The organism is Burkholderia pulmonis (assembly GCF_984667975.1).
Genome location: NZ_OZ480186.1, coordinates 475,496 through 498,031 on the forward strand (window position 1 = coordinate 475,496; position 22,536 = coordinate 498,031).

The 22,536-nt window shown below is 66.4% G+C and carries 21 protein-coding genes; 12 read left to right on the forward strand and 9 right to left on the reverse strand.

Features of this window, described 5'->3' with window-relative positions:
• The first annotated feature begins 10 nt into the window (after positions 1-10).
• The 3 genes from AC5LXK_RS02280 to AC5LXK_RS02290 are packed head-to-tail and all read left to right on the forward strand — an operon-like array spanning position 11 to position 3,052.
• Complete coding sequence (locus AC5LXK_RS02280) at positions 11-1,825, forward strand: aminopeptidase P family protein (protein ID WP_493390135.1); 1,815 nt, start codon at positions 11-13, stop codon at positions 1,823-1,825.
• Between the two features lie 55 nt (positions 1,826-1,880).
• Positions 1,881-2,432 carry a cysteine hydrolase family protein gene (locus tag AC5LXK_RS02285; protein WP_493390136.1) on the forward strand — a complete coding sequence of 184 codons (552 nt, stop codon included), beginning with the start codon at positions 1,881-1,883 and terminating at the stop codon, positions 2,430-2,432.
• Positions 2,429-3,052 (forward strand): HAD family hydrolase, encoded by a 624-nt coding sequence (locus tag AC5LXK_RS02290; protein ID WP_493390137.1) that lies wholly within the window; start codon positions 2,429-2,431, stop codon positions 3,050-3,052. Before AC5LXK_RS02285 ends, AC5LXK_RS02290 begins: the two co-directional genes overlap by 4 nt.
• Positions 3,053-3,184: 132 nt before the next feature.
• On the opposite strand, the gene ettA is transcribed toward AC5LXK_RS02290, so the two are convergent.
• The 3 genes from ettA to gcvA form a co-directional block, all read right to left on the reverse strand.
• Positions 3,185-4,852, reverse strand: coding sequence for an energy-dependent translational throttle protein EttA (gene ettA / locus AC5LXK_RS02295; RefSeq protein ID WP_175847098.1), 1,668 nt, complete (start codon positions 4,850-4,852; stop codon positions 3,185-3,187).
• Between the two features lie 186 nt (positions 4,853-5,038).
• Entirely contained in the window at positions 5,039-5,347 is a 309-nt protein-coding gene (locus AC5LXK_RS02300) for a DUF3761 domain-containing protein (RefSeq protein ID WP_493390138.1), read from the reverse strand.
• Between the two features lie 89 nt (positions 5,348-5,436).
• Positions 5,437-6,354, reverse strand: coding sequence for a transcriptional regulator GcvA (gene gcvA / locus AC5LXK_RS02305; RefSeq protein WP_493390139.1), 918 nt, complete (start codon positions 6,352-6,354; stop codon positions 5,437-5,439).
• Positions 6,355-6,547: 193 nt separating this feature from the next.
• On the opposite strand from gcvA, the gene AC5LXK_RS02310 reads away from it, so the two are divergent.
• The 5 genes from AC5LXK_RS02310 to AC5LXK_RS02330 all read left to right on the forward strand — a co-directional run bounded on the left by AC5LXK_RS02310 (position 6,548) and on the right by AC5LXK_RS02330 (position 12,347).
• Complete coding sequence (locus AC5LXK_RS02310) at positions 6,548-7,813, forward strand: MFS transporter (RefSeq protein ID WP_493390140.1); 1,266 nt, start codon at positions 6,548-6,550, stop codon at positions 7,811-7,813.
• Between the two features lie 84 nt (positions 7,814-7,897).
• Entirely contained in the window at positions 7,898-8,242 is a 345-nt protein-coding gene (locus AC5LXK_RS02315) for an MmcQ/YjbR family DNA-binding protein (RefSeq protein WP_493390141.1), read from the forward strand.
• A gap of 413 nt (positions 8,243-8,655) precedes the next feature.
• Positions 8,656-10,056: a GABA permease gene (gene gabP, locus AC5LXK_RS02320; RefSeq protein WP_493390142.1), complete on the forward strand. Its 1,401-nt coding sequence runs from the start codon at positions 8,656-8,658 to the stop codon at positions 10,054-10,056.
• 320 nt (positions 10,057-10,376) lie between these two features.
• Positions 10,377-11,246, forward strand: coding sequence for an alpha/beta hydrolase family protein (locus AC5LXK_RS02325; protein ID WP_493390143.1), 870 nt, complete (start codon positions 10,377-10,379; stop codon positions 11,244-11,246).
• Between the two features lie 39 nt (positions 11,247-11,285).
• Positions 11,286-12,347: a radical SAM protein gene (locus AC5LXK_RS02330; protein ID WP_493390144.1), complete on the forward strand. Its 1,062-nt coding sequence runs from the start codon at positions 11,286-11,288 to the stop codon at positions 12,345-12,347.
• A 70-nt stretch (positions 12,348-12,417) separates the two neighbouring features.
• On the opposite strand, the gene ychF is transcribed toward AC5LXK_RS02330, so the two are convergent.
• Positions 12,418-13,512: a redox-regulated ATPase YchF gene (gene ychF / locus AC5LXK_RS02335; RefSeq protein ID WP_493390145.1), complete on the reverse strand. Its 1,095-nt coding sequence runs from the start codon at positions 13,510-13,512 to the stop codon at positions 12,418-12,420.
• 247 nt (positions 13,513-13,759) lie between these two features.
• Between ychF and AC5LXK_RS02340 the strand changes: the two genes are divergently transcribed.
• The 4 genes from AC5LXK_RS02340 to AC5LXK_RS02355 all read left to right on the forward strand — a co-directional run bounded on the left by AC5LXK_RS02340 (position 13,760) and on the right by AC5LXK_RS02355 (position 18,408).
• A complete protein-coding gene (locus AC5LXK_RS02340; protein ID WP_493390146.1) occupies positions 13,760-14,938 on the forward strand; it encodes a UbiH/UbiF family hydroxylase in 1,179 nt (392 codons plus the stop codon).
• A 90-nt stretch (positions 14,939-15,028) separates the two neighbouring features.
• Positions 15,029-15,757 (forward strand): DsbC family protein, encoded by a 729-nt coding sequence (locus AC5LXK_RS02345; RefSeq protein WP_175847089.1) that lies wholly within the window; start codon positions 15,029-15,031, stop codon positions 15,755-15,757.
• Between the two features lie 107 nt (positions 15,758-15,864).
• Complete coding sequence (locus AC5LXK_RS02350; RefSeq protein WP_493390147.1) at positions 15,865-17,664, forward strand: M61 family metallopeptidase; 1,800 nt, start codon at positions 15,865-15,867, stop codon at positions 17,662-17,664.
• A 147-nt stretch (positions 17,665-17,811) separates the two neighbouring features.
• Entirely contained in the window at positions 17,812-18,408 is a 597-nt protein-coding gene (locus AC5LXK_RS02355) for an FMN-dependent NADH-azoreductase (protein ID WP_493390148.1), read from the forward strand.
• Between the two features lie 125 nt (positions 18,409-18,533).
• Here AC5LXK_RS02355 and AC5LXK_RS02360 read toward each other — a convergent pair whose 3' ends face one another.
• From AC5LXK_RS02360 to AC5LXK_RS02380, 5 genes are read right to left on the reverse strand one after another with little or no spacing between them, the layout of a single operon-like run.
• The gene (locus tag AC5LXK_RS02360) at positions 18,534-19,439 is read right to left on the reverse strand and encodes a uracil-DNA glycosylase (RefSeq protein WP_493390149.1); all 906 of its coding nucleotides are present in this window, start codon (positions 19,437-19,439) and stop codon (positions 18,534-18,536) included.
• 13 nt (positions 19,440-19,452) lie between these two features.
• Positions 19,453-20,079, reverse strand: a complete 627-nt coding sequence (locus AC5LXK_RS02365; protein ID WP_493390150.1) for a CYTH domain-containing protein — start codon at positions 20,077-20,079, stop codon at positions 19,453-19,455.
• Positions 20,079-20,864 carry an indole-3-glycerol phosphate synthase TrpC gene (gene trpC, locus AC5LXK_RS02370; protein ID WP_493390151.1) on the reverse strand — a complete coding sequence of 262 codons (786 nt, stop codon included), beginning with the start codon at positions 20,862-20,864 and terminating at the stop codon, positions 20,079-20,081. The genes AC5LXK_RS02365 and trpC overlap by 1 nt, the downstream gene beginning before the upstream one ends.
• A gap of 27 nt (positions 20,865-20,891) precedes the next feature.
• The gene (trpD, locus tag AC5LXK_RS02375) at positions 20,892-21,923 is read right to left on the reverse strand and encodes an anthranilate phosphoribosyltransferase (protein ID WP_493390152.1); all 1,032 of its coding nucleotides are present in this window, start codon (positions 21,921-21,923) and stop codon (positions 20,892-20,894) included.
• Between the two features lie 13 nt (positions 21,924-21,936).
• Positions 21,937-22,524 (reverse strand): aminodeoxychorismate/anthranilate synthase component II, encoded by a 588-nt coding sequence (locus AC5LXK_RS02380; RefSeq protein ID WP_493390153.1) that lies wholly within the window; start codon positions 22,522-22,524, stop codon positions 21,937-21,939.
• Positions 22,525-22,536: the final 12 nt, after the last annotated feature.

Below are 22,536 nucleotides of genomic sequence, written 5' to 3' on the forward strand. Positions count from 1 at the left end.
AGGTGAAATCATGAATGCCCGTCTTCCCGAAATCTCGCCGGTGCCGGCCCGCCTTGCACTGCTGCGCGGCGCCATGGCCCGCGAGGGCCTGGCCGCCTATCTCGTGCCGTCCGCCGATCCCCATCTGTCCGAGTACCTGCCCGAACGCTGGCAGGCGCGCCGCTGGCTGTCCGGCTTCACGGGCTCGGTCGGCACGCTGGTCGTAACCGCGGATTTCGCGGGACTGTGGGTCGACAGCCGCTACTGGGTGCAGGCCGACGCCGAACTGGCCGGCACGGGCGTGCAACTGATGAAGATGACGGGCGGGCAGCAGAGCGCACCGCACGTCGACTGGCTCGCGCAGAACGTGGCGGCAGGCGCGACGGTCGGTGTCGACGGCGCCGTGCTCGGCGTCGCGGCCGCGCGCGGGCTGACGGCTGCGCTGAGCGCGCGCGGCATCGCGCTGCGCACCGATATCGACCTGCTCGACGCAATCTGGCCCGAGCGTCCGGGGTTGCCCGTCGACGCGGTGTTCGAGCACGTGGCGCCGCAGGCCGACACGACGCGCGCGAGCAAGCTGGCCGACGTGCGCCGCGCGATGCACGCGCTGGGCGCGCAATGGCATTTCGTGTCGACGCTCGACGATCTCGCGTGGCTGTTCAACCTGCGCGGCGCCGACGTCAACTTCAATCCCGTGTTCGTTGCGCACGCAATGATCGGCGCCGATCGCGCGACGCTGTTCGTCGCCGACGGCAAGGTGCAGCCGGCGCTGGCCGCGTCGCTCGCGCAGGATGGGGTCGACGTTCGCGCATACGACGCCGCGCGCGCGTCGCTCGCGGCGCTGCCCGACGGCGCGACGCTGCTGGTGGACCCGCGCCGCGTGACGTTCGGCACGCTCGAGGCCGTGCCGGCCGGCGTGAAGCTCGTCGAGGCCGTGAATCCGTCGACGTTCGCGAAGTCGCGCAAGACGTCGGCCGAGATCGAGCACGTACGCGTGACGATGGAGCACGACGGCGCCGCGCTCGCGGAATTCTTCACGTGGTTCGAGCAGGCCGTGAATCGCGAGACGATCACCGAGCTGACGATCGAGGAAAAACTCACGGCCGCGCGCGCACGGCGCCCCGGCTACGTGTCGGCGAGCTTCGCGACGATCGCGGGCTTCAACGCGAACGGCGCGATGCCGCACTACCACGCGACGCGCGAATCGCACGCGACGATCGCCGGCGACGGCCTGCTGCTGATCGATTCGGGCGGCCAGTACATGACGGGCACGACCGACATCACGCGCGTCGTGCCGGTCGGCACCGTCAGCGACCTGCAGCGGCGCGATTTCACGATCGTGCTGAAGTCGATGATGGCGCTGTCGCGCGCACGCTTCCCGCGCGGCATCCGCTCGCCGATGCTCGATGCGATCGCCCGTGCGCCGATGTGGGCGGCCGGGCTCGACTACGGCCACGGCACCGGGCATGGCGTCGGCTACTTCCTGAACGTGCACGAAGGCCCGCAGGTCATCTCGCACTACGCGCCGGCCGAGCCGTACACGGCGATGGAAGAGGGCATGATCACGTCGATCGAGCCGGGCGTGTACCGCCCGGGCCAGTGGGGCATCCGGATCGAGAACCTGGTCGTGAACCGCGCGGCCGGAAAGACGGAATTCGGCGATTTCCTCGCGTTCGAGACGCTGACGCTGTGCCCGATCGATACGCGCTGCGTGCTGATCGAGATGCTGCACGACGACGAGCGCGCGTGGCTGAACACGTATCACGCGACGGTGCGCGAGCGCGTCGGCCGGCACCTGAGCGGCGAGGCGAAAGCGTGGCTCGACGCGCGCACGCAGCCGATCTGACACAACACGCGATGACGGCCGGACCACGGCCGAACCACAACACCGAGGGCAGGCAATGACGGACACCGCAGTGATCGTGATCGACATGCAGCGCGGGCTGGTGGAGCGGGCGCGGCCCGCTTACCGGCTCGACGATGTCGTGTCGGGCATCAACCGGCTGACCGCGGCGGCGCGCGCGGCGAACGCACCCGTATGCTTCGTACAGCACGACGGCGACGCGGACGACGACGTCGTGCCCGGCACACCGGGCTGGGAGTTGCACGCCGGGCTGGTCGTCGATAGCGGCGACTGGCGCGTGCGCAAGCAGGTGAGCGATTCGTTCCACGACACGCCGCTCGCGGCGCAGCTCGACGGCCACGGCATCCGTTCGGTGCTGATCTGCGGTTACGCGACCGAGTTCTGCGTCGATTCGGCCGCGCGTCGTGCGGCGCTGCTCGGCTACCGGACGACCGTCGTGTCCGACCTGCACACGACGAACGAGCGCGCGCACCTGTCGGCTGCGCAGATCGTCGCGCATCATCATTTCATCTGGAACAACAATTCGCTGTCGGGCAACGCGGTGACGCCGCGTCCGCTCGCAGACGTGCTTGCCACGGAGTTCGCATGACGATCAAGGCAGTGGTGTTCGATTTCGGCGGCGTGCTGATCGACTGGAGTCCCGAGTACCTTTACCGCGAACTGATTCCGGACGACGCCGAGCGCCGCTGGTTCCTCACGCACGTCTGCGCGATGGACTGGGTCGTCCGCCAGGACGGCGGGCAGACGATCGAGGAAGGCACGGCCGAGCTCGTCGCGAAGTTTCCGGAGCATGAAGCGATGATCCGCGCGTTCTATGCGCGCTGGCACGAGATGATCGGCGGCGTGCTCGAAGAGGGCGCCGCACTGGTCGACCGGCTGGACGCGCAGCAGGTGCCGCTGTTCGGGCTGACGAACTGGTCCGCGCAGACGTTCCCGTATGCGTGGGACAACTTCCCGGTGCTGCGCCGGTTCAAGGAGATCGTCGTGTCCGGCCGCGTGAAGCTCGTGAAACCCGATCCGGCGATCTACCACGAGATGCATGCGCGGATCGAGCCGCACCTGCCGGGCATCGCGCCGCACGAGCTCGTGTTCATCGACGACAACGCGAAGAACGCGGCAGCCGCGACGGCGCTCGGCTGGCACGGCATTCATCACACGAGCGCGGCGTCGACCGAGGCGCGGCTGCGCGAACTGGGCGTGCTCGAGTAAGCATCAGGCCAGGGCCGGGCGGATAAAAAAAGCGGGCCATTGGCCCGCTTTTTCCTTGTACCGCGCCGGAACCGGCTCCTTCGGCCTCCGGCCCCGCGTTGCCGCAGTGCCGGGTGCCCCGGGCCGGGCCGGTCAGCGGCTGATCGGCTTGTAGCGCAGACGCTTCGGCTTCGCGGCTTCCTCGCCGAGGCGCGCACGCTTGTCGGCTTCGTACTCCTGGTAGTTGCCGTCGAAGAACGTGACCTGCGAATCGCCTTCGAACGCGAGGATGTGCGTCGCGATCCGGTCGAGGAACCAGCGATCGTGCGAGATCACCATCACCGAGCCCGCGAATTCGAGCAGCGCGTCTTCCAGCGCACGCAGCGTTTCGACGTCGAGGTCGTTCGACGGTTCGTCGAGCAGCAGCACGTTGCCGCCCGAGATCAGCGTCTTCGCGAGGTGCAGGCGGCCGCGTTCACCGCCGGACAGGTTGCCGACGATCTTCTGCTGGTCGCCGCCCTTGAAGTTGAAGCGGCCGATGTACGCGCGCGACGGCGTTTCGTACTTGCCGACCGTCAGCACGTCGGCGCCGCCCGAGATTTCCTCGAACACCGTCTTCGAGCCGTCGAGCGCATCGCGGCTCTGGTCGACGTATGCGAGCTTCACGGTCGGGCCCATCACGACTTCGCCCGAATCCGGCTGTTCCTTGCCCGTCAGCATCCGGAACAGCGTCGACTTGCCGGCGCCGTTCGGGCCGATGATGCCGACGATCGCGCCGGCCGGGATCTTCAGGTTCAGGTTGTCGATCAGCAGGCGGTCGCCGAACGCCTTGCTGACGTTCTTGAACTCGATCACTTCATTGCCGAGGCGATCGCCGACCGGGATGAAGATTTCCTGCGTCTCGTTGCGCTTCTGGTATTCCTGGCTGCTCAGTTCTTCGAAGCGCGCGATACGTGCCTTCGACTTCGCCTGGCGGCCCTTCGGGTTCTGGCGCACCCACTCCAGTTCCTTCTTGATCGCCTTCTGGCGTGCCGATTCCGACGCTTCTTCCTGCTTCAGGCGCTCTTCCTTCTGGTCGAGCCAGCTGCTGTAGTTGCCCTTCCACGGAATGCCGTGGCCGCGGTCGAGTTCGAGAATCCACTCGGCTGCGTTGTCGAGGAAGTAGCGATCGTGCGTGACGGCCACCACGGTGCCCGGGAAGCGCACCAGGAACTGCTCGAGCCAGTCGACCGATTCGGCGTCGAGGTGGTTGGTCGGTTCGTCGAGCAGCAGCATGTCCGGCTTTTCGAGCAGCAGCTTGCACAGCGCGACGCGGCGCTTTTCACCGCCGGACAGATGCTCGATCTTCGCGTCCCACGCCGGCAGGCGCAGCGCGTCGGCCGCCACTTCGAGCTGCTGCTCGGGGCTGCCGCCGTCGCTCGACGCGAGGATCGCCTCGTACTTCGCCTGTTCGGCCGCGAGCGCGTCGAAATCGGCGTCCGGCTCCGCGTAGGCCGCGTAGATTTCTTCCAGTTTCTTGTTGGCCTGGAACAGGTCGCCGAGGCCGTCCTCGACCGCTTCGCGCACGGTCTTGGTCGGATCGAGCTGCGGTTCCTGCGGCAGGTAGCCGATGTTCAGGTTCGGCATCGGCGTGGCTTCGCCTTCGATGTCCTTGTCGACGCCCGCCATGATGCGGATCAGCGTCGACTTGCCCGAGCCGTTCAGGCCGAGCACGCCGATCTTCGCGCCGGGAAAGAACGACAGCGAGATGTCCTTCAGGATCTGGCGCTTGGGCGGCACGATCTTGCCGACCCGGTTCATCGTGAATACGTATTGGGCCATTTCGGTGTGAAAGTCAGAAGTGGTTGAGACGGCCGCGCAGCGCGCGGGCGTGGCGGCGTCGGGTGATTCGGTACGGAGCGTGCCGCGCGGGGCGCGGCGGCGTCGCCGCGTGTTGGCGGCGCGAACGGGTATTGTACTTCGGCGCCGGCTGCCGCTGGCGCAGCGCAGCCATCCGGACGAGTCGCGTTACAGCCAGGCGGCGACGCCGCCGTGCCCCGAGCACGTGCCGCGCCGGTGGCGGCTGAAGCTGTACGTGCCGTCGCGGCAGCGCGCGCTCGCGCCGTCCGGCACGCGGCCCGATTTCGAATGTGCGGGCGCATGCACGGTTTCACCGTCGCGGTTGCGATAGGTGTCGTGACGGTCGAGATCGGCTTCGTTGCCGTAGCCGGGTGACGCGCGATAGGCGTGCGCGGGATGGGGCAGCGCGGCGCACGCGACGAAGAGCGCAGCGGACAGGGTCGCGATGTGCGTCGCGCGGCGGAGCAGGGCAGGCATGGTCTCTCTCGGTCTGTCTGTTGTTATCGACGCAGGGCCGATGGCCCGCGCAGCATGGTAGCGGATCCGGGCCCGGCAGCCGGGCGACGCTATGCCGCGCCGGTCATCGCTGCCGCGCCGTCGGCCTGCGCGGCATCGAGAATCCAGCGGCGGAACGCGGCGACCTTCGGCCGTTCCGCGTGATGCGGCGGATAGACGAGGTAGTACGCGAAATCGTCGAGCCACGCGACGTCGGCCAGCTGTACGAGCCGGCCGCTTGCCAGCTCGCCGCGCACCATCGCGGCCGGCAGCAGCCCGGCGCCCTGGCCGGCGACGATCGCCTGCAGCAGCAGGCCCGAGTCGTCGAACGCGGGGCCGCGCGGCGGGCCGAAATCGTCGATCCGCTGCGCGCCGAACCAGATGTGCCAGCCCTTGCGTTCGGCGTCGTGCAATTGCGGCCAGCCGACGAGATCGGCCGGCGTCGCCGGCATGCCGAGCCGCGCGACGAGATCGGGCGACGCGAGTGCGACGATTTCCACCGTCAGCAGGCGCTCGCTGCACAGCCCGATGTAGCGTCCGAGGCCATGACGGATCGCGACGTCGACGCCGTCGCGCGCGAAATCGGCGAGTGCGTGGCTCGTGACGACCTGCAGGTCGATGTCCGGGCACGCGTCCCTGAATTGTGCGAGGCGCGGGACGAGCCACGCGGACGCGAAGAATGGCGTGACGCTCACCGTCAGCACGCCGCTGTCGGCGGCGCCCGACACGCGTTGCGACGCTTCGGCAATCTGCCGGAATGCGTTTCGCACCGGCGGCAGGTAGTCGCGGCCGGCAGCCGTCAGCAGGATGCCGCGATTGACGCGCTCGAACAGCTGCACGCCGAGATGCGTCTCGAGCGTGCGGATCATCTGGCTCACCGCGCCGGGCGTGACCGACAGCTCCTCGGCGGCCGACTTCACCGACAGGTGGCGGGCAGCGGCTTCGAAGGCACGCAGGGCGTTGAGCGGTGGCAGGCGGGAGCGATTCATTGAGTTTTTCTAAATCGAAAAGCCGACGAAATATCGTTTGAGGCGACGCGTACGCGCGAGTACCGTTGTCGCATCGAATCGCATGTTTCGCAGCCGCTGTTCGGCGGCCGGTGCGATCAACATAGTTCATCTATATCCATGAGGCAATCCGGACGCCGCCCGGCGGCCGGTTGAACCTGAGAGGAGCATCGTCATGAACCGCCCGGGCGCCTCGCGCCTCTTCTACGGCTGGTACGTGGTCGCGGCCGCGTTCGCCGTCACGTTCGTCGGGTTCGGCAGCGCATATACGTTCAGCGCGTTCGTCGAGTCGCTGCAGCGGGATTTCGCCGCGTCGCGCGGGCAGATCTCGCTCGTGTTCTCGGTCGCCGGTTTCCTGTATTTCGGTTTCGGTATCGTCAGCGGCCCGCTGGCCGACCGCTTCGGCTCGCGGCGGCTCGCCGTCGCCGGGATGCTGCTGACGGCCGCGGGGCTCGCGGCCGCCGGCGCCGCGCACACGCTGCTGCAGGTTTACGTCGCGTACGGGCTCGGCGTGGGCTTCGGAGTCGGCTGCGCGTACGTGCCGGCCGTCGGCGCGGTTCAGCGCTGGTTCGTGCGCCGGCGGGGTTTCGCGTCGGGGCTCGCGGTCGCGGGGATCGGCGTCGGCACCCTCGTGATGCCGCCGCTCGCGTCCGCGCTGATCGCGCATGTCGGCTGGCGCGGTGCGTATTTCACGCTGGCCGCAATCGCGATCGTCGTGGGAGCAGGCATGTCGCTGCTGATCGAGAACGATCCGCGCGGGCGCGGATTGCTGCCGGACGGTGATGCGGCCAACGAAGACGGCCAGCGTGCCGGCGCTTCCCCGGCCGGCGCGAAAGTGCACGCCGGTGCGACCGTGCGCGAAGCCGTTACGTCGCGGCCGTTCGCGAGCCTGTATGCCGCATGCCTCGTCTGCTCGTTCGGCGTGTTCGTCCCGTTCGTTCACCTGGTGCCGTATGCGCTCGATCACGGCGTCGCGCCATCGACCGCCGTGCTGCTGCTCGGTGCGATCGGCGTCGGCAGCACGGCCGGCCGTTTCTTCCTCGGCGGCCTCGCCGACCGTTTCGGCCGCCGTGCGTCGCTGCTCGCGATGTTCGCCGGCATGGCCGTGGCGCTCGTCACGTGGGCGGGCGCCGGCACCGTCGCGACGCTGGCTGCGTTCGCGCTCGTGTTCGGCGTGTTCTACGGCGGCTGGGTCGCCGTGCTGCCGGCGGTCGTGATGGACTACTTCGGCGGGCGCAACGTGAGCGCGATCATCGGCATCCTGTACACGAGCGTCGCGTTCGGCACGCTGATCGGGCCGGCCGCCGCCGGCTTCATCTACGACGCGGGCGGCGGCTATCTCGTGCCGATCCTCGCGAGCGCCGTCGCGAATGCGATCGCGTTCGCCATCGTCGCGACCACCGGGCGTGCGCCGGCGGCCGCGCGCGCGGCCGGCGGATAGGCGGTCCCGGCCGGGCGCGCCGAGCGTCTTTTTCCGGTAGGGTGGCCGAACCGTCAACCATCGACGAACAGTCGGGGAGGCATCGTGACATTCGACGAAGTCCGGCAGATCGCACTCGCGTGGCGCGGCGTCGAGGAAGGCACGTCGTACGGCACGCCCGCGCTCAAGGTGAAGGGCAAGATGCTCGCGCGACTGCGCGAGGACGGCGACACGCTCGTCGTGAAGGGCATCGGCCCCGACGAACGCGCGTGGCTGATCGAATCGGAGCCCGACGTGTATTACGTGACCGATCACTACGCCGGCTGGCCGATTGTGCTGGTGCGCCTGTCGGCCGCGCATCCCGACGCCGTGAAAAACCTGCTTCTACAAGAATGGCGCGCGATCGTGCCGGCGAAGTGGCGGGACGAAGCCGCCCGCGACGCGAACTGAGCGCCCGGTGCGCAGTGTGCCGGCATGCCCTCGGCGGAGGCGCGCCGAGGCGCGCGAGCCGTCGCCGCATCGCAGCAAGCGTTGCATCGGTTGGCATCGATGCAACAAGTGGTTCCATCGAAATTCTTCAATTGGTTCTTAGTGAAGAACCGTTTGATGCTTACACTCCTTCGCTTCGAAGGCGGCTGACGACAGCCGACGGAAAGGGCGCACGCGATGCGCCGGCGCCTCGTGTGCCGCATCGCACCCGCAGCTTCGCAGACTGCGCGGGCGCACCCACCTGAACGGCCCGTCCGGCCTCATGCCCGTGTGTGACGCACGCGTGGCCTCAGCCGGATTCAAGAACGACAACTCCCCGCGCCGCCTTCATGCGACACCCGGTCGTACCGGAACCGTTTTTTGGAGAGAGACAGATGAGTGGAAGCAACACAGGCCTCGGGACGGGCCTGAAGCAGCGGCACGTGACGATGATGTCGATTGCCGGCGTCATCGGCGCGGGCTTGTTCGTCGGCTCCGGCCACGCGATCGCGGAAGCCGGGCCGGCATCGATACTCGCGTATGCGATCGCGGGCGTGCTGGTCGTGCTGGTGATGCGCATGCTTGGCGAAATGGCCGTCGCGCATCCGGACAGCGGGTCCTTCTCGACCTATGCCGATCGCGCGATCGGCCACTGGGCCGGCTTCACGATCGGCTGGCTGTACTGGTGGTTCTGGGTACTCGTGATTCCGATCGAGGCGACAGCTGCCGCGACCATCCTCAATGCGTGGTTCCCGGGCATCGCGACGTGGATCTTCGCGCTCGGCATCACGCTGCTGCTCACCATCACCAATCTCTTTTCCGTCAAGAACTACGGCGAATTCGAATTCTGGTTCGCGCTGATCAAGGTCGTCGCGATCGTCGTGTTCCTGTGTATCGGCGGGGCGGCGATCGTCGGAATCATCCCGGCGCCTGCCGTGTCGGGCGTATCGAACCTGTTCGCGCATCAGGGCTTCATGCCGAACGGCGCCGGTGCGGTGCTGGCGGCGATGCTGACGACGATGTTCTCGTTCCTCGGCACCGAGATCGTGACGATCGCGGCTGCCGAATCGGACAACCCGCAACGCCAGATCGTGCGTGCGACCAACTCGGTCATCTGGCGTATCACGCTGTTCTATCTCGGCTCGATCCTCGTCGTCGCGGCCATCGTGCCGTGGAACGACCCGCTGCTGCCGAAGCACGGTTCGTATCAGCGCGCGATGGAACTGATCGGCATTCCGAACGCGAAGGCGATCATCGACGTGATCGTGCTCGTATCGGTCGCGAGCTGCCTGAATTCGGCGCTGTACACGGCGTCGCGGATGCTGTTCTCGCTGTCGAAGCGCAAGGACGCCCCGGCTTTCCTGCATCGCACCGATTCGACCGGCACGCCGCGTGCAGCGGTGCTCGCGTCGACCGCGTTCGGCTTCGTCACCGTGATCGCGAACTACCTGATGCCGGAACAGGTGTTCGGCTTCCTGCTCGCGACGTCGGGCGCGATCGCGCTGCTCGTGTATCTGGTGATCGCGATCTCGCAGTTGCGGATGCGCAAGACGCTCGAATCGAGCGGCGCCGACCTGACGCTGCGGATGTGGCTGTTCCCTTGGCTCACGTGGCTGGTGATCCTGTTCATCTGCGGCACGCTGACGGTGATGTTCGTCAGCGAGGAGCACCGGATGGAAGTCGGGGCGACGGCCGTGCTGGCGTTGATCGTGCTGCTGGCGTCGTGGCTGAACAAGCGTGGTCGAGATGCGCGGGCGAATGCGGGGCGGCGGGTGTCGGGCAACTTGATGAATTGACCGTACGGCGCCGCGAGGCGCCCCGGTCATGAAAATGGCCCGATCGGCGTTTGCCGGTCGGGCCATTTGTTTTTTTGCGGTGGACAGATGCTGTTGCGAGTGTCGACGAGAAGGTATCGATATTAGAGGTCGAATAATCGAACTCGTCTGATTCCATTGTCGACGGCATCTTCTTACATTGATCACTTCGACAGCCGGAGTGAATCGATGGGGCAATCGATTTGGAGTGCTTTGTTATGCGTTTGCATTTCGAAACGAGTCAGGCTGTTCGTCATCGAGCGTGACACGAATCCTTGCCTCGGTGCACTGAGGTCGGAGCAATGACCGGGCAACCGTCTGCCCGAGTACGCGTCGAGTTCCGCACCGGCGATGGGTACGCGCTTCGAGGAACCTATTTCCCGGCGGCGGCCGGTTCCCGCTCCCCCGTACTCGTCTGTCCTGCTACCGGGCTGCGTCAGTCCTTCTATTTCGCATTTGCGGAGTGGCTGCGCGAAGGTGGCTATCCGACGTTCGTATTCGACTATCGGGGTATCGGTGCGTCGCTGAATGGGTGCCATGTCCGTCAATCGAGTGTTTGCAAGCAGGATTGGGGGCAGCTCGACATGCCCGCTGCACTCGATTGGCTTCTCGGCACAACCGGTGCACGTGATGCCCATCTGATTGGGCACAGTGCGGGCGCACAACTGGTCGGTCTGATGCCAAACCACGCGTCGATCCGCTCACTGTGCGCCATCTCCGCTTCATCGGGATACGTCGGCAACATTCGGGGGGCGACGCGCGTTGCAGCGCTGCTGCTGGCGAATTTCTACGTTCCGGCTACCGCTCGCCTGCTTGGCTATGTCCCTGCCAGGGTGCTCGGCTGGGGCGAGGATTTGCCTGCGCGTGTCGGGCTTCAGTGGGCTCGATGGTGCCGCCGCCCCGGGTACATGGCGAACGAGTTCGGAATCGGCGTTACACGTCACTACTACGACGAATTCGCTGCTTCCGTCACGGTCGTCGCAGCGACCGATGACCCACTCGCGACGCCGGCGAATATCGAAGACTGGCTGCGTTGGTTGCCGAACGCCAACCACAACGTCCATTTCATCAGTCCGGAAAACTGCGATGGCCGAGCAATCGGTCACGTCGCCATGTTCCGCCGCACGCATTCGCCGCTGTGGCCGGAGCTCACCAGAGGATTGCAGGGGTGACGCTCCAGCGTGCTTGCGTCCTCGAATCAGGAGACCAGGATGGACGATTCAATCGATATGAAAGCGCGTTTCAAGGCAGTGAGAAATGAGGCGAGGGAGACACGTGCCTCGCTTTACCATCTCACGAATCAATGCAATCCGCGCTGCAAAGGGTGCTGGTTTTTCGAGAACGAATTTGACGTCGCATCGGATGAGTTGAACGATTCATCGCTGCTGGAGGCCCGCGTGCAGGATGAGGCCGCACGTGGAATCAATGCGCCATTGCTGATAGGCGGCGAGCCTGCACTGTTTCTCGACCGGATAAGGATATTCCGGAAGCACATGCCGAAGGTGTCCGTTTCGACAAACGGTCTTCGTCGAATTCCTTTCGATGGCTTCGAAGATATCACCATCGCGATCTCCGTATTCGGCGGCGGGCCGCTCGATGACGAATTGCGAGCGATTGGCCCGAACGGGAAGCGCTTCACCGGTCTGTTCGACAAGGTGCTTGCGAATTATCGCGACGACGAGCGGGCTGGTTTCGTCTATGCCGTCTCGATCGACGGCGTTGCTTATATCGAAGAAACGGTACGCAAGATTCAAGATAACGGCAATCGTCTGCTGTTCAATTACTACAGTTCATACGATGTTGCAGGACCGCTTCGTCGACAAGGTGAGGAGCAACTCCTGAATGTATTGCTCGAATTGCAGGCGAAATACCCGGAAACCGTGGCGAGCCATCCGTACTATCTGGCCGCGCTCGTGCGCGGCGAGACAAACTGGGGAACATTCGGTCATGCGAGTTGCCCGAGTGTCAGCGAAGCTCATCCGGAGAACGAGGCGCGGTTCGCTTCGGGATGGCCCGCGTTGCCGAAGTTCAACGCGTATCGCGCGGATTTCCAGACGCTGGCGCGCTGCTGTACTTCAGGAGAGTGTACGAAGTGTCGCGACAGCCAGGCCGTGATGTCGTGGTTGTTGGTCAACGCGAGACACGTGCTGCAGGAAGACGATGGACTCAGGACGTGGACCGAAGTGGCAGAGAGCTACTTCAGTCAGTTTGTCTGGTCGAGTTACCATCCGCGCAACCGCACCGGGCACACGCTGGATTGCACGGTGCCGTGACGCGATGCGGTAGCCGGAATTAAAAAAAGCCCGCGAGTGCGGGCTTTTTGCGTGAGCATCGACGCAACGCTCAGACGTTGAACAGGAAGTTCATCACGTCGCCGTCGTGCACGACATATTCCTTGCCTTCCGCGCGCATCTTGCCGGCTTCCTTCGCGCCTTGTTCGCCCTTGTACGTGACGTAGTCGTCGAACGCGATCGTCTGTGCACGGATGAAGCCGCGCTCGAAGTCGGTGTGGATCACGCCGGCCGCTTGCGGCGCCGTGTCGCCGATGTGGATCGTCCACGCGCGCACTTCCTTCACGCCCGCGGTGAAGTAGGTCTGCAGGCCGAGCAGCTTGAAGCCCGCGCGGATCACGCGGTCGAGGCCCGGCTCTTCCATGCCCATGTCGGCGAGGAAGGCTTCCTTGTCCGCATCGTCGAGATCGGCGATCTCCGCTTCGATCGCCGCGCACACGGCGACCACCGGCGCGTTTTCGCTTTCCGCGTACTTGCGCACCGTATCGAGGTGCGGGTTGTTCTCGAAGCCGTCGTCCTTCACGTTGGCGACGTACATCGTGGGCTTCGCGGTGATCAGGCAGAACGGCTTGAGCAGCACCTGTTCGTCATCCGACAGCGCGAGGCCGCGCACGGCCTTGCCCTGGTCGAGCTGCGCGCGCACTTTCTCGAGCACTGCGACGAGCTTCGCCGCTTCCTTGTCGTTGCCCGACTTGGCAGCCTTCGAATAGCGCGTGAGCGACTTCTCGACGGTGCCGAGGTCGGCCAGCGCGAGTTCGGTGTTGATGACTTCGATGTCGTCGATCGGGCTGACCTTGCCGGCGACGTGAATGACGTTCTCGTCCTCGAAGCAGCGCACGACGTGCGTGATCGCGTCGGTTTCGCGGATGTTCGCGAGGAACTGATTGCCGAGGCCTTCACCCTTGCTCGCGCCTGCGACGAGGCCCGCGATGTCGACGAATTCGACGACGGCCGGCACGACACGCTCCGGCTTGACGATCTCGGAGAGCGCCTTCAGGCGCGTATCGGGTACTTCGACGACGCCGACGTTCGGCTCGATCGTGCAGAACGGGTAGTTCTCGGCGGCGATGCCGGCCTTGGTCAGCGCATTGAACAGGGTGGACTTGCCGACGTTGGGCAAGCCGACGATGCCGCATTTGAGACTCATGGAATCCTTCGGACGGGAAAGGCGGCGCGGCCGGACAGGGCACGGCGGCGCGGGAAAAAAGGGCGGCCGGCGCGTGGAGCGCGGCGGGCCGACGGTCAAAGACGCTATTGTACCGTGCCGACGCCCCGGATTCCGGGCTTGGCGCCGAACGGCCGATGCGGCGGGCCGCCGCGCGGCATCGGCCGCCTGCGATTCTGCTGATTTCCCGCAAAGTCCGGCCGCGTAAGGGTTTGGCCCCGCGGCTATAATGCCCGCCATGACTGCCCACCACACCTTCGACGTCGCCGTGGTCGGCGGCGGGCTCGTCGGCAAGACGGCCGCGCTCGCGCTGACCCAGTCCGGCTACAAGACAGCCTTGCTCGCCCAGCCGGCCACGCCGCGCCCCGCCGATCTCGCATTCGACTCGCGCGTCTACGCGCTGTCGTCCAGTTCGCAGGCCCTGCTCGAGCGGCTGCGGGTCTGGCAGGCGCTCGATCACAGCCGGCTCGCGCCCGTCTACGACATGCGCGTGTACGGCGATGCGCACGCGGAACTGCATTTCTCCGCGTACCAGGCCTCCGTGCCGCAACTTGCATGGATCGCCGAATCGTCGCTGGTCGAGGCGTCGCTCGACGCCGCGCTGCGGTTCCAGCCGAATCTCACGTGGTTCGAGGCGCGCGCGCAGGGCTTCGACGTGCGCGACGACGCGGCCGTTCTCACGTTGTCGGCGGGGCAGGTGCTCGAAGCCGACCTGATCGTCGGCGCCGACGGCGCGCATTCGTGGGTCCGTTCCCAAATGGGGGCCAGGATCGAGCGGCGCGACTACCGGCAGACGGGCGTCGTCGCGAACTTCAAGGCGTCGCTGCCGCACCGCGAGACGGCCTACCAGTGGTTTCACGAAGGCGAGATCGTCGCGCTGCTGCCGCTGCCGGACGGCCACGTGTCGCTCGTGTGGTCCGCGCACACCGCGCATGCCGATGAGTTGCTCGCGCTCGACCCGGCGCAGCTCGCGGCCGAGGTCGAGCGCGTGTCGCACGGCCAGGTCGGCACGCTCGAATGCGTGACGCCGGCCGCCGGCTTCCCGCTGGCACTGCAGACGGTCGACAAGCTGATCGCGCCGCGCGTCGCGCTCGTCGGCGATGCCGCGCACCTGATCCACCCGCTCGCGGGGCAGGGGATGAACCTCGGGCTGCGCGACGTCGCGGCGCTCGCCGACGCGATCGCGGGCAAGGAAAGCTTCCGCAACCTCGGCGATACGGTGCTGCTGCGCCGTTACGAGCGTTCGCGCCGTGAGGACATCCGTGCGCTGATGGTTGCGACCGACGGCCTGCAGCGTCTGTTCGCGGTGCCGGGTTCGCTCGCGAAGGCGGTGCGCAATGCGGGCATGGCCTTCGTCGGCGCGCAGCCGCTCGTCAAGCGCTGGCTCGTGTCGGCCGCGCTCGGCTGATCGAACCTTCTGCCGCTTCGCCGGTCGGAGACGGTTCCGTTACGGCGTACACTGTGCCGTGCACACCGATTGAGCTGAAGGAAGATTTCGATGAAAAAAACGATCCGCATCGCGTCGCTGGCGCTGGCCGTCACGATGGCGACGCTCGGCTGCACCGCGCAGGCCGACCAGACCACCGACAAGCTGAAAGCCACGCTGCAAGCCCGTCTCGGCAACGACGCGCCGATCAAGAGCGTGTCGAAGTCGCCGGTCGCGGGCCTTTACGAAGTGAATCTCGGCACGCAGATCATCTATAGCGACGCGGCGGGCGACTACGTGCTGCTCGGCGATCTCGTCGACACCAAGACGCACAAGAACCTGACCGACGCACGCTTGTCCGAAATCAACAAGATCGACTTCGCGAGCCTGCCGTTCGCGAATGCGATCAAGGTCGTCAAGGGCAACGGCGCACGCAAGATCGCGGTGTTCTCCGATCCGAACTGCCCGTACTGCAAGAAGCTCGAGACGACGCTGCAGTCGATCGACAACGTCACCGTCTACACGTTCCTGTATCCGGTGCTGTCGCCGGATTCGACCGTGAAGTCGAAGGCGATCTGGTGCGCGACCGACCGTGCGAAGACGTGGGAGGGCTGGATGCTCGACCATCGCGCACCGTCCGGCGCCGGCACTTGCGATACCACCGCGCTCGACAAGAACCTCGCGCTCGGCCGCGGGATGAACGTCACGGGCACGCCGACGATCTTCCTGCCGGACGGCCGCCGCCTGCCGGGCGCGGTCTCGGCCGACCAGCTCAATCAGGCGCTCGCCTCGAGCAAGTAACTGACCGATACGTCGGGCCGCATGGCCCGGCCAGCGAGGGGCGCCCGCATGATCTGCCGGCGCCTCTCTTCGTTTTCGCCGCCATATTCGACCGACCGATTGCCACGATGACCCAGCCGATCCGCTATTCGATTGTCCCGAAAGATCTTGCCGCGCACCTGTTCGAAGTGTCGGTGACGGTCACCGATCCCGATCCCGAAGGCCAGCGCTTCTCGCTGCCGGTGTGGATTCCGGGCAGCTATCTCGTGCGCGAGTTCGCGCGCAACATCGTGACGCTCGGTGCGTTCAACGATGCGGGCCGCAAGGTGCGCATCGCGAAGACCGACAAGCACACGTGGCAGGCCGCGCCCGTGGCGGGCGCGCTGACGCTGCGCTACGACGTGTATGCATGGGACCTGTCGGTGCGCTCCGCGTATCTCGACGAATCGGGTGGCTTCTTCAACGCGACGGCGGTGTTCCTGAGCGTCGCCGGCCGCGAGGATGCGCCGTGCGAAGTCGACATCGCGAAGCCGGCCGGCGCGGCGTTCCGCACGTGGCGCGTCGGCACCGCGCTGCCCGAGGCGCGCGGGACGAAGCGTTACGGTTTCGGCGCGTATCGTGCGTCGAACTATGACGAACTGTCCGACCATCCGGTGACGATCGGCGAGTTCGCGCTGGCGACGTTCGACGCGCACGGCGTGCCGCACGACATCGTGATCGCCGGGCGCGTGACGCAGCTCGACATGGAGCGGCTGCGTACCGACCTGAAGCGCGTGTGCGAAGCACAGATCGCGCTGTTCGAGCCGAAGTCGAAGAAGGCGCCGATGGACCGCTACGTGTTCATGACGCTCGCGGTCAGCGACGGCTACGGCGGCCTCGAGCACCGCGCGTCGACCGCGCTGATCTGCAACCGTACCGATTTGCCGGTGAAGCGGCGGTCGGAAACGACGGAAGGTTATCGCACGTATCTCGGCCTCTGCAGCCACGAGTACTTCCACACGTGGAACGTGAAGCGCATCAAGCCGGCGGCGTTCGCGCCGTACGACCTCACGCGCGAGAACTACACGTCGCTGCTGTGGCTGTTCGAAGGCTTTACGTCGTATTACGACGACCTGATGCTGGTGCGCAGCGGGCTGATGTCGCAGGACGAATATTTCGCGGCGCTCGGCCGCACGGTCGGCGGCGTACTGCGCGGCACGGGCCGGCTCAAGCAGAGCGTCGCGGAAAGCTCGTTCGACGCGTGGATCAAGTACTACCGCCAGGACGAGAACGCGACCAACGCGATCGTCAGCTATTACACGAAGGGCTCGCTCGTCGCGCTCGCGTTCGATCTCGCGATCCGCGCGCAGACGCGCAACCGGAAGTCGCTCGATGACGTGATGCGCCTGCTGTGGCAACGCTACGGCCGCGATTTCTATCGCGGCAAGCAGGCCGGCGTCGAGGAGAACGAAGTCGACGCGCTGATCGAGGAGGCGACGGGCGTCGCGCTCGGCCGCCTGTTCACCGATGCCGTACACGGCACGCGCGACCTGCCGCTCGCCGAGTTGCTCGTGCCGTTCGGCGTGACGCTCGCGCCCGATGTCGCAATCGGCGCGAACGCGAAGCCGACGATCGGCGCGCGCCTGCGCGGCGGCGCGGACTGCACGTTCGCGGCGATCTACGAAGGCGGCGCCGCGCATCGCGCGGGGCTGTCGGCCGGCGACACGCTGATCGCGGTCGACGGGCTGCGCGTGACGGGCACGAACCTCGACGCGCTGCTCGCGCGCTACCAGCCGGGCGACAAGGTCGAAGTCCACGCGTTCCGCCGCGACGAGCTGCGCACCGCGAAACTGAAGCTCGACGGCCCGGAAGTCACGCGCTACCGGCTGACGGCAGCCGCGAAGCCGGCGGCGGTTTCGAAGGCCCGGGAAGCCTGGCTGAAGGGTTGAGCGTACTGATGCGGGTATCGGGGCGCGATCAAGGATTGTTCTGCTGCTGCAACAATCCGTCGCCTTGAACCCGCTTTTTCGCGGTCATGCGGCCACGCACAATGGCGTCACTCGCGCTACCGAAGCGCAACCCTACCGGAGCCTGACATGACGACCATTCTGCAAATCAATTCCGCTGCGCGTTCGCAAGGTGCGCAATCCACGCTGCTGGCCAACGAACTGACGGCAAAGCTGCAACAATCGAACCCGGGCGCGAACGTCGTGGTTCGCGACCTGCTGGCTGATGCGCTGCCGCACCTCGACGAATCGGTGCTCGGCGCGTTCTTCACGCCGGCCGACAAGCGCACGGCGGAACAGAATGCGATCGTCGCGAAGAGCGATGCGCTGATCGCCGAACTGCAAGCTGCCGACGTCATCGTGATCGGCGCACCGATGTACAACTTCGGCATCTCGTCGCAACTGAAGACGTACTTCGACTGGATCGCTCGTGCAGGCGTCACGTTCCGCTACACCGAGAACGGTCCGGAAGGCCTGATCAAGGGCAAGAAGGTCCACGTCGTGACGGCCCGTGGCGGCAAGTACGCCGGTACGCCGAACGACAGCCAGACGCCGTACCTGCGCACGTTCCTCGGCTTCGTCGGCATGACCGACGTGAGCTTCATCTTCGCGGAAGGCCTGAACCTCGGCCCGGATGCGCAGAGCGCCGCGCTGGCCAGCGCACGCGAAGCGATCGCTGCCGCGTAACGCGTGTCGACGCGGGGCGATGCGCCCGCCGCTGCACCCGATAAAAAACGCCGCGTCCCCGAAAGGGGCGCGGCGTTTTTTCATGTCCCGGCCGGCTGCCGGCTCGAAGGAACCGGCGCGGCGCGTCACGCGAGCGTTTCGGCCACGTCCGGCAGGCGCCAGTCGATCGGTTCGCGACCTGCGTCGACCAGATAGTCGTTCGCGAGCGTGAAATGGCGGCAGCCGAGGAAGCCGCGGTGCGCAGACAGCGGGGACGGATGCGGCGCCTCGAGCACGCAATGCGCGTTCGCGTCGAACAGCGCGCGCTTCGCCTGTGCGTGTGCGCCCCACAGCATGAACACGAGCCCGCGATGGCGGCCGGCGAGTTCGCGGATCAGCGTGTCCGTGCATTGCTCCCAGCCGCGCTTCGCATGGCTCGCCGCCGCGCCGCGCTCGACCGTCAGCACGGTGTTGAGCAGCAGCACGCCCTGGCGCGCCCACGTGTCGAGGCAGCCGTGGCGAGGCGTGTCGTGACCGAAGTTCGCGGCGATTTCCTTGAAGATGTTGCGCAGCGACGGCGGCGTGCGGACGGCCGGCGGCACCGAGAACGCGAGGCCGTGCGCCTGCGGCGTGCCGCGATCGTCGCCGTGGTACGGATCCTGGCCGAGGATCACGACCTTCACGTCGTCCGGGCTCGTCAGGCGTAGCGCGCGGAACACGTCGGTCGGGTAGACCGTCTTGCCGGCGGCGCGCTCGTCATCGACGAAGCGGCACAGCGGCGCGTACGCGTCGCTGTCGGTAAAGGGTTTCAGCACATCGCGCCAGACGGCCGGCAGCGCGTCGAATTGCGCGGCGAGAGGCGGGACGTCGGCGGCAACGGGCTGCGGTGCCGCCACGGCCTCAGCCGGCGCGGCGGCTTTCTTCGCGGGTTTGCGTCTGGCCGCGGGCGCGTCGGGCGCCGGGGACGGCATATCGGCCGGTGCCGTTTCCGGCACGGGATCGTCGAACAGCGACGCTTGTTGCGGCGCGCGGGGAGTCTTGCGGGTTGCCATGCGTGATGCGTGTTTATTGCGCGCGCAGCCGGTAGCCGCGCTGCGCCTTGCTGATGTTTTCGGGAACGAGGCCCGGCAGCGCTTGCTGCAGTTCGGCGGCGAGCGTCGCGAGCGCCGTTTCCGGGCCGTCGATCAGTTCGAGTTCGATTTCGCTGATCGGTTCGCGGCGCGTTTCGTGTTCCGCCTGGACGACGATCTCGCCGAGGTCCACCGCGGCTTCGACGGTCGCGCCGCCGATTGCGATGCGCCACAGCGTACGCGAAAAATCCGTTCGAAACAGCGCATACAGCGCGCCGGCCGCATCATTCAGTGCGGCAGCGGCTTCCGGCACGTCGCAGGCCGCGACGAGCGCATCGATTTCGAGCGCGTCGCCGGCGACCGGCAGTTCCCATTCGTGGCGGCGATGCAGGCCGCCTTCCGCGCTGCCGACCGTCTTGAACGTCTGCAGCCAGCCGTGCGGCGCGCGCCGCACGCGTACCGCGCTCTTCGAGCGCGCGAGCGCGAGATCGGGCGTGTCGTAATAGACGTTCGCGAGCGTGATGTCGTGACCGGGCTCGCCGGTCAGCGTCTCGAAGAAGCGTCGCGCGGCGTCGGCCTGGCCGGCCGGCAGCGCGAGCTTGATTTCCTGTTCGATCGCCATCAGAAGAACATCCGTGCGAGTTCCTCGCCCGGCTGGTCGGCGCGCATGAACGCTTCGCCGACGAGGAACGTATTCACGTTCGCCGCGCGCATCGCGTCGACGTCGGTGCGCGACAGGATGCCCGATTCGGTCACGACGATGCGATCCGCCGGAATCATGTCGAGCATGTCGAGCGTGGTCTGGATCGACGTCTCGAACGTGCGCAGGTTGCGGTTGTTGATGCCGAGCAGCGGCGTCTTGAGCGTCAGCGCCTGTTCCATCTCGTTGCGGTCGTGCACTTCGACGAGCACGGCGAGGCCGAGCGAGTGCGCATACGCTTCGAGATCCTGCATCAGCGGCGTGTCGAGCGCGGCGGCGATCAGCAGGATCGCGTCGGCGCCCATCGCGCGCGCTTCGACGATCTGGTACGCGTCGACGATGAAGTCCTTGCGCAGTACGGGCAGCGTGCAGGCTGCGCGCGCTTCTTCGAGGTAGCGGACGCTGCCCTGGAAGAACTGCTCGTCGGTCAGCACCGACAGGCACGCCGCGCCGTGCGCCGCATACGAACGTGCGATATCGGCCGGCACGAAATGCTCGCGCAGCACGCCTTTCGACGGGCTGGCCTTCTTGATTTCGGCGATCACGGCGGCGTTGCCGGCCGCGTGCTTCGTACGCAGCGCGCCGACGAAGTCGCGCAGGTCGCGCGCGGAGGCGTCCAGCTTCAGTGCCTCGAGCGGCGTGCTGCGCATGGCCGCCGCGACTTCTTCGCGTTTGACGGCAATGATTCGGTCGAGTATGTCGCTCATGTGGGTTCCTGCTTGATTCGTAAGGGGTCAGCGCTTGAACTGCTGCGTGAAGCGCACGAGTTCGTCGACTTTCGCGCGCGCCTTGCCGCTCGCGATCGCTTCGCGGGCGAGCTGGATGCCGTCGGCGATCGACTCGGCGATGTTCGCCGCATACAGGGCGGTGCCCGCATTCAGCGTGACGATCTCGCGCGCGACGCCCGGCTGGTTGTCCAGCGCGCCGAGCAGCATCGTGCGCGACTCGTCGGCATTTTCCACCTTCAGCGTGCGGTTCGACACCATCTGCAGGCCGAAGTCCTCAGGATGGATCTCGTATTCGTGCACCTTGCCGTCGCGCAGTTCGCCGACGAGCGTCGCGGCGCCGAGCGACACCTCGTCCATCCCGTCCTTGCCGTACACGACGAGCACGTGCTGCGCGCCGAGGCGCTGCATCACGCGCACCTGGATGCCGACGAGGTCGGCGTGGAACACGCCCATCAGCTGGTTCGGCGCGCCGGCCGGATTGGTCAGCGGGCCGAGGATGTTGAAGATCGTACGTACGCCGAGCTCGCGGCGTACGGCCGCGATGTTCTTCATCGCCGGATGATGGTTCGGCGCGAACATGAAGCCCATGCCCGTTTCGGCGATCGACGCGGCGACCTGCTCCGACTGCAGGTCGATGTTCACGCCGAGCGCCTCGAGCACGTCGGCGCTGCCGGATTTGCTCGACACGCCGCGGTTGCCGTGCTTCGCGACCTTCGCGCCGGCCGCGGCCGTGACGAACATCGATGCGGTCGAGATGTTGAACGTATGCGAGCCGTCGCCGCCGGTGCCGACGATGTCGACGAAGTTCGAGTTGTCCTGCACCTCGACGTGGTTCGCGAATTCGCGCATCACGGTCGCGGCGGCGGCGATCTCGCCGATCGTCTCCTTCTTCACGCGCAGCCCGGTGATGATTGCGGCCGCCATCACGGGCGACATGTCGCCGCGCATGATCAGCCGCATCAGGTGCAGCATTTCGTCGTGGAAGATCTCGCGGTGTTCGATCGTGCGCTGCAGCGCTTCCTGCGGGGTAATTGTCATCGTGAGGCTCCCGTCAGGCGGTCTGCGCAGCCGCGCGGGCCTGCTTCAGGAAATTTTCGAGTAGCGCATGGCCATGCTCGGACAGGATCGATTCCGGGTGGAACTGCACGCCTTCAATCGGCAGCGTCTTGTGGCGCACGCCCATGATTTCGCCGTCGTCGGTCCACGCGGACACCTCGAGGCAGTCGGGCAGCGATTCGCGCTCGATCGCGAGCGAGTGGTAGCGCGTGACGTCGAAATGCTTCGGCAGGTCGGCGAACACGCCGCGGCAGTCGGTTTCGATCCGGCTTACCTTGCCGTGCATGATGGTCGCCGCGCGCACGACGCGGCCGCCGAATGCTTCGCCGATCGCCTGGTGGCCGAGGCAGACGCCGAGGATCGGCTTCTTGTCCGAAAATTCGCGCAGCACGTCGAGCGTGATGCCCGCATGTTGCGGATTGCTCGGGCCCGGCGACAGGCAGATCGCGTCGGGATTCAGGCGCGCGATTTCGTCGAGCGTGATTTCGTCGTTGCGGTAGGTACGGACGTCCTCGCCGAGTTCGCCGAAGTACTGGACCAGGTTGTAGGTAAACGAGTCGTAGTTGTCGATCATGAGCAGCATGGTCAGTCTCCG

Bases quoted from the DNA above. Each gene is read 5' to 3' on its own strand.
- AC5LXK_RS02325 (WP_493390143.1), top strand. From the start codon at position 10,377: ATGACCGGGCAACCGTCTGCCCGAGTACGCGTCGAGTTCCGCACCGGC.
- AC5LXK_RS02350 (WP_493390147.1), top strand. From the start codon at position 15,865: ATGACCCAGCCGATCCGCTATTCGATTGTCCCGAAAGATCTTGCCGCG.
- trpD (WP_493390152.1), bottom strand. From the start codon at position 21,923: ATGACAATTACCCCGCAGGAAGCGCTGCAGCGCACGATCGAACACCGC.
- ychF (WP_493390145.1), bottom strand. From the start codon at position 13,512: ATGAGTCTCAAATGCGGCATCGTCGGCTTGCCCAACGTCGGCAAGTCC.
- trpC (WP_493390151.1), bottom strand. From the start codon at position 20,864: ATGAGCGACATACTCGACCGAATCATTGCCGTCAAACGCGAAGAAGTC.
- AC5LXK_RS02300 (WP_493390138.1), bottom strand. From the start codon at position 5,347: ATGCCTGCCCTGCTCCGCCGCGCGACGCACATCGCGACCCTGTCCGCT.
- AC5LXK_RS02280 (WP_493390135.1), top strand. From the start codon at position 11: ATGAATGCCCGTCTTCCCGAAATCTCGCCGGTGCCGGCCCGCCTTGCA.
- gabP (WP_493390142.1), top strand. From the start codon at position 8,656: ATGAGTGGAAGCAACACAGGCCTCGGGACGGGCCTGAAGCAGCGGCAC.
- AC5LXK_RS02355 (WP_493390148.1), top strand. From the start codon at position 17,812: ATGACGACCATTCTGCAAATCAATTCCGCTGCGCGTTCGCAAGGTGCG.
- AC5LXK_RS02290 (WP_493390137.1), top strand. From the start codon at position 2,429: ATGACGATCAAGGCAGTGGTGTTCGATTTCGGCGGCGTGCTGATCGAC.
- AC5LXK_RS02310 (WP_493390140.1), top strand. From the start codon at position 6,548: ATGAACCGCCCGGGCGCCTCGCGCCTCTTCTACGGCTGGTACGTGGTC.
- AC5LXK_RS02285 (WP_493390136.1), top strand. From the start codon at position 1,881: ATGACGGACACCGCAGTGATCGTGATCGACATGCAGCGCGGGCTGGTG.
- AC5LXK_RS02345 (WP_175847089.1), top strand. From the start codon at position 15,029: ATGAAAAAAACGATCCGCATCGCGTCGCTGGCGCTGGCCGTCACGATG.
- AC5LXK_RS02380 (WP_493390153.1), bottom strand. From the start codon at position 22,524: ATGCTGCTCATGATCGACAACTACGACTCGTTTACCTACAACCTGGTC.
- AC5LXK_RS02360 (WP_493390149.1), bottom strand. From the start codon at position 19,439: ATGGCAACCCGCAAGACTCCCCGCGCGCCGCAACAAGCGTCGCTGTTC.
- AC5LXK_RS02365 (WP_493390150.1), bottom strand. From the start codon at position 20,079: ATGGCGATCGAACAGGAAATCAAGCTCGCGCTGCCGGCCGGCCAGGCC.
- gcvA (WP_493390139.1), bottom strand. From the start codon at position 6,354: ATGAATCGCTCCCGCCTGCCACCGCTCAACGCCCTGCGTGCCTTCGAA.
- AC5LXK_RS02340 (WP_493390146.1), top strand. From the start codon at position 13,760: ATGCCCGCCATGACTGCCCACCACACCTTCGACGTCGCCGTGGTCGGC.
- ettA (WP_175847098.1), bottom strand. From the start codon at position 4,852: ATGGCCCAATACGTATTCACGATGAACCGGGTCGGCAAGATCGTGCCG.
- AC5LXK_RS02330 (WP_493390144.1), top strand. From the start codon at position 11,286: ATGGACGATTCAATCGATATGAAAGCGCGTTTCAAGGCAGTGAGAAAT.